Source organism: Pricia sp. (assembly GCF_041745955.1).
Classification (GTDB): domain Bacteria; phylum Bacteroidota; class Bacteroidia; order Flavobacteriales; family Flavobacteriaceae; genus Pricia.
The window spans coordinates 1-5870 of record NZ_JBGTHY010000140.1 but is presented as its reverse complement, the minus strand read 5'-3'; the positions used below and the strand labels follow the sequence as shown (position 1 = coordinate 5870).

At 45.5% G+C, this 5870-nt stretch carries 6 protein-coding genes and 1 pseudogene; 1 reads left to right on the top strand and 6 read right to left on the bottom strand.

All coding sequences use genetic code 11. From position 1 onward, the window contains the following. Positions 1-100 precede the first annotated feature (100 nt). The 6 genes from groES to miaB all read right to left on the bottom strand — a co-directional run bounded on the left by groES (position 101) and on the right by miaB (position 5293). Entirely contained in the window at positions 101-379 is a 279-nt protein-coding gene (groES, locus tag ACEW8S_RS05070; RefSeq protein WP_091865878.1) for a co-chaperone GroES, read from the bottom strand. A gap of 144 nt (positions 380-523) precedes the next feature. Then, entirely contained in the window at positions 524-886 is a 363-nt protein-coding gene (gene secG / locus ACEW8S_RS05065) for a preprotein translocase subunit SecG (RefSeq protein WP_373517096.1), read from the bottom strand. Between the two features lie 145 nt (positions 887-1031). Beyond that, complete coding sequence (locus tag ACEW8S_RS05060) at positions 1032-1952, bottom strand: hypothetical protein (protein ID WP_373517095.1); 921 nt, start codon at positions 1950-1952, stop codon at positions 1032-1034. Positions 1953-1959: 7 nt separating this feature from the next. Next, positions 1960-2478, bottom strand: coding sequence for an LptE family protein (locus ACEW8S_RS05055; RefSeq protein ID WP_373517094.1), 519 nt, complete (start codon positions 2476-2478; stop codon positions 1960-1962). A gap of 103 nt (positions 2479-2581) precedes the next feature. Continuing rightward, on the bottom strand, positions 2582-3853 hold the full coding sequence (locus tag ACEW8S_RS05050) for a sigma-54 interaction domain-containing protein (protein WP_373517093.1): 1272 nt from the start codon (positions 3851-3853) through the stop codon (positions 2582-2584). Positions 3854-3856: 3 nt separating this feature from the next. Next, entirely contained in the window at positions 3857-5293 is a 1437-nt protein-coding gene (miaB, locus tag ACEW8S_RS05045; protein WP_373517092.1) for a tRNA (N6-isopentenyl adenosine(37)-C2)-methylthiotransferase MiaB, read from the bottom strand. Between the two features lie 196 nt (positions 5294-5489). Here miaB and ACEW8S_RS05040 point away from each other — a divergent pair. Then, a pseudogene (locus tag ACEW8S_RS05040) lies at positions 5490-5870 on the top strand (hypothetical protein); the annotation flags it as partial.

Genomic DNA, 5870 nt, shown 5'->3' with positions numbered 1-5870 from the left:
TAAAATTTAAAATTCCAACAATCAAATTCCAAATACCAATTAGGTACAGGGATTTTTATTTTATTTTGGAATTTGGGATTTATTTTTCGGGATTTGTTTTTTAGATTATCGCCAAAACGTCGCTTTCGCGCATCATGAGATAATCATTGCCTTCAAGCTTGAGTTCAGTACCTGCATATTTGCCGTAAAGGACTTTATCGCCAACTTTGACGGTTACTTTATCGTCTTTGGTGCCGGGGCCGACCGCCACGACTTTGCCTTGTTGGGGTTTTTCTTTTGCCGTATCGGGAATGTAGATTCCGGACGCTGTTTTGGTCTCGGCGGCCATTGGTTCGATAAGTACTCGATCTGCCAATGGTTTAATGTTGACTTTTGCCATATTTCTAGTTTTTAGTTTTAAAAAATGAAATTCTCTGTTCTTAGTATTCAGAAATTATGCCATTGCCTAAAAACTGACACTTTGTTAATGCAAAAATGCCAGCTTGTCATCCAAGCTGGCATTTTTGTCTATTTGTCTACTGTTTTAAAGACTATCCGTCGGATTGGATTCGTCTGTCGCAGGGGCCGAAGGAAGGGATTCGGGTACCTCATCGGGGAGGGTTGTTTCTATGTCATCGCCATTGAGCAATTTGGAGTCGCCTTCACCGAAATTACCTTTTAAGGTGACGTTGGATGCCAAAATCAAAACAACCAGAAATATAGCTAAAATCCATGTACTCTTGTCCAAAAAATCACCGGTCTTTTTGACGCCGCCTACCACTTGGCTACCACCGCCGCCAAAGGAAGACGATAACCCGCCGCCTTTAGGGTTTTGTACCATGATGACCAATATTAGCAGAAAGCAGACTATTATGATAAGAATTAAGAATATGGTAAACGTACTCATTGGAAAAAGTTAAAGGTTTGAAGGTTACAGGTTAAAGGTCGGTCGCGGAATTGGATGTAACGTACGACTATCGGCCTTCTACAGTAACCTAAAATAGTATCGATGAAACCGGCGAAGTGGGACTGTGGTATAAGACAACTATTGATTATTGTGCATTATCCTCCTTAAGTCGCTCCACCGCTTTAATTCGGTCTGCAAAGAAACCACTTTTTTCCGGATATTTCAAACTTAAAATTTTGTAGGCCTGAATCGCCTTTTTATACTTTTTTTGTTCTAAATATACCTTGGCCAGGGTCTCGGTCATCAGTTCTTTATTCTCGAATTTGGCGGAATCGCCGATGACCACTTTCGGTATGTCTTTTTGGGGTTTGATTTTCGGGTTATCGGCTATAAATTTATCAATAAGCTCGAATTTTTTCGATTTTACGGAGTCCTCTTCCAACGGAAAATGGATGTTCTCCATTTCTTCCCCTTCCCTGCCTCTTCCATCTCTTTTGATTGGTTTGAAAGTGCTTAACCGCAGCCATTCGCTGAAAGAATATTTTTCCCTTTTCGTAAAGGGTAGGGGCTCGCCGAGTTCTAGGTCTTGGGATGCTTTATTTTCGGCCTCTAAAAGTGCTCTGTCTATTTTGGGGTCTTTGGATGTGAAAAGTCTGGGATCCAACAGGGCGTCCGCTTCGTCCCTGGTCAAGAGTAACGGCTTGTCCGCTTCCGTTTCGGGATTTTTGACGGCCGATTTTTGGGGAATCACCTCTTCGGATAGGATTTCGGTATCGACCAAGCTCTTGGTTTTGCCCGATAGGGTGTCGGAAATACGGTTTTGTAGGAAGTTTTTCGACGTAATAAAATCAAAAAGCACCTCACGGTCGGCCGTGTATGCAGCGGTAACCTTCAGGGCATTGTTGTATTTGAAACTGTTCAGGCTTTTCAGTCCTTTTAAATGGAGGGAGCGTGCCGCCTGAAAATAGGGGAATTCTTCCAATACTTCTTCCAGTTGGTTGGTCTGCATAGGGGAGACCACTTTATCAGGATTTTGTAGAAGGTATGTGAAGTCTTTTGGGTCCATTTTTCAACTACCAGTCTGCCAATGATTCATTAAAGATATCCTGCGTGATCCGTTCAAAAATAATTTCGAGGGCTTCACTTTTTATTGCGGAAGGTTGGGTCGCCGCGGGGAAGTCGTAAAAGAACGAAAAACGCTGTTCGAAATCCGCATCCTCTTTGGTCTTGTTATAAAAACGGACGTTCACCGCCATTGACAACCGATTTTGGGCGGCCGTCTGTTGGGCGGTGGCGCTCATGGGGGAGATGCGGTATTCCACGATTTCACCTTCATATAGCAAATCGCTATCGGAGTTTGTCAGATCTAGGCTGGTCTGGTTCAATATTCTATCTTGTAAAGCTTGGGTAAAATCCCGTTCCAGACCCGGTTCAAAAACGGAACCCGGATTTTGGGTAGCGTAGTTCTGAAATCGCGGTACCGCAAACGTCGCCGCCGAACCTACATCGCCACCGGTGAAGTTGTAAATGCCACAGCCGTTCAGGATCGTGGTAAGCGCCAACGAAAATAAAATAAGTTTAAACTTTCTCAATTTTTTGAGCTATCGTTTTTAAGTTCCAAGTTCCAAGTTCCAAGTTCCAAGTTCCAAGTTCCAAGTTTCACAAATCCCAGGCCTGGTATCTAGCATCTAACCATCAAAGATCATACTGCTTAATCTTCCTGTACAGCGTCCGCTCCGAGATGCCGAGTTCGCCGGCGGCGGCCTTTCGTTTGCCCCGGTTGCGCTCCAGCGATTTTTTGATGAGCTCTACTTCCTTTTCCTGTAAAGATAGGGTTTCTTCTTCCTGGATCTCTTCGGCGAAATGGTACTTATCTTCTTGATGCAGTTTTTGTGGCGGTCTTTGCGAATCGTGTTGGGGCAGTTGCAGCACTTCTAGCGGATCACGGTCGTCATCATCCATGACATCTTCTCCGTTATCCCCGTAGATTTTTTGGATAAGGCTCTCATTCTCTTCCTGAACCTTATCCCCATCATTGTTCTTCATCAGGGCCAAGGTCAGCTTTTTCAGATCGTTGAGGTCGCCTTTCATGTCGAAAAGTACCTTGTAAAGAATCTCCCTTTCGTTGCTAAAATCGCCTTCTGATTTTTTTTGTCCGATAACAGCGGGCAGGTTCGAGCCGCTAGAATCGGGCAGATATCCTTTAAGGGTATCCCACGTAATGATACGACTCTGTTCGAGAACCGATATCTGTTCGGCGATATTACGCAGCTGGCGGATGTTGCCCGGCCACCGGTATTTCAATAAAAGATGCACCGCGTTATCTTCCAAACGGATGGTAGGCATTTTATATTTCGTGCCAAAATCGGATGCAAATTTGCGGAAGAGCAGGTGAATATCGTCTTGCCGATCGCGCAAGGGCGGAATATGGATTTCGACCGTGCTCAATCGATAGTACAGATCCTCTCGGAATTTCTCCTTCTTAATAGCCTCGAACATATTGATATTGGTGGCCGCCACGATACGCACATCGGTTTTTTGTACTTGAGAAGACCCCACTTTCAGGAATTCCCCATTCTCCAAAACCCGCAAAAGGCGTACTTGGGTAGTCAAGGGCAGCTCGCCGACCTCGTCCAGAAAAATGGTGCCGCCATCGGTCACCTCGAAATAGCCGTTCCGGGTCTGGGTTGCACCGGTAAAGGCGCCTTTCTCGTGACCGAAAAGCTCACTGTCGATAGTACCTTCAGGAATCGCGCCGCAATTCACCGCGATGTACTTGGCATGTTTGCGGTGCGAAAGCGAATGTATGATTTTCGGAATGGCCTCCTTACCGACCCCACTTTCTCCGGTCACCAATACAGAAATGTCGGTAGGCGCCACCTGCGTCGCCTTTTCCAGGGCACGATTTAGCTTCGGATCATTACCGATAATCTCAAAGCGCTGTTTGATGGATTGAGTTGATTCCATTTTTTAGTTTTTTCTGATAGCCTCCCCGATCAAGGTCGCCGACGTACAACTATCCATTCGCACCATTACAAAATCCCCTACCTTATACTGTTTCTTCGGAAAAACGGCAACGGTATTCTGTGAGTTGCGCCCCATCCAGTGTTCGTCCGATTTTTTTGAGAGGCCTTCGATCAGTACTTCCTGAATTTTGCCCAGGTGCTGTTCGGTGCGTTCCCGGCAATGTTCGCGTTGTAGGGCGATGATCTCGGCCAATCGGCGTTTCTTGGTTTCCGGCGGCACGTCGTCTTCCAACTTCCGCTCGGCCATAGTGCCCGGACGTTCAGAATAGGCGTACATAAATCCGTAATCGTACTTGACGTATTCCAATAAGGATAAGGTGTCTTGATGGTCGGCTTCGGTTTCTGTGGGAAAGCCGGAAATCATATCCTGTGAGATGCTTACATCGGGAATGATTTTTCGGATGTTGTCGATCAGTTCAAAATATTCTTCCCGGGTATGCAGGCGGTTCATAGCTTTCAAAATACGGTTGCTACCGCTTTGCACGGGCAGATGTACGTAATTACAGATGTTGTTGTATTTCGCCATAATGCGAATCACATCCAAAGTCATATCCTGCGGATTCGAAGTCGAAAACCGGATGCGCATTCTGGGCTGTGCCAGGGCAACTTTCTCCAAAAGCTGCGCGAAATCGACGGCCAGCGCTTTTTCCATATCCGAAGCCTTGCTATACTCTTTTTTCAATCCTCCGCCATACCAAAGGTAGCTGTCAACGTTCTGACCGAGTAGCGTAATTTCCTTAAAACCCTTATCCCAAAGATGGTTGACCTCTTCAATAATCGATTGTGGGTCACGACTTCGTTCGCGCCCTCTTGTAAAGGGCACTACGCAGAACGTACACATGTTGTCGCAGCCGCGGGTGATGGATACGAAAGCAGTGATACCGTTGGAATTCAAGCGAACGGGAGCGATATCGCCATAGGTTTCATCCTTGGAAAGAATCACGTTTACGGCATTGCGGCCTTCGTCGATTTCCTGAATCAGGTTGGGTAGGTCTTTATAGGCATCGGGGCCTACGACCATATCCACGATTTTTTCTTCCTCTAGAAATTGATGCTTCAGGCGTTCCGCCATACAGCCTAGAACACCGACCTTCAAGTGCGGGCGCTGTTTTTTGACCGCGTTGAATTTCTCCAGCCGCTTGCGCACGGTAAGGTCCGCCTTTTCGCGGATGGAGCAGGTGTTAATCAGCACTAGATCGGCCTCGTTGAGTTCTTGGGTGGTATCGAATCCCTCGTTGGCCAAGATCGAGGCCACGATTTCGCTATCGGAAAAGTTCATCTGGCAGCCATAGCTTTCGATATAAAGCTTACGGCCGTTCGATTTTTGCTTTTGCAGCGAAAGGGTAGTGCCCTGAACCGATTCGTCGATTATTTTTCCCATATCCTATTTACATCCTCCTAAAAAATAGAGCGAGCGGCAAATATACCACTAATTCCATTTTAGTGACAAAGTGACAGTTATAAAATTATTTTAAAATCCGACGCAACGTTTTAGTGTCCTCTGTATCTTATCCATAGAACTCCAAAAGAGTTTTACCGATTGAATAAATAAATGAACCACTTTAAATTCCAAAAAAATGAAAAAGTCCCTTGTATTATTGCTGTTTGTTGCCGCGTTCGGCCTTGTTTCCTGTGACCAGGATCAAGACGATAGTCTTTATGCAGATTATCAAGTAGCTAGACCCTTAAAGATGACTACTGCCGAATTCAGGAGTGGTGTCGATGTTATCGCCCCTGTTCCCATTTTGGAATCGGGCAAAATCTACGCCTACAAGAACTTCATTTTTATCAACGACAAGAACAAGGGGATTCATGTCGTCGATAATACGGACCCTTCAAACCCCAAAAAGATTTCCTTTATCGAAATACCGGGCAACGTCGATATTTCTATAAAAGACGATTTTCTATTTGCCGATAGCCTTAGCGACCTTGTGGTGCTCGACATATCGGATATGAAA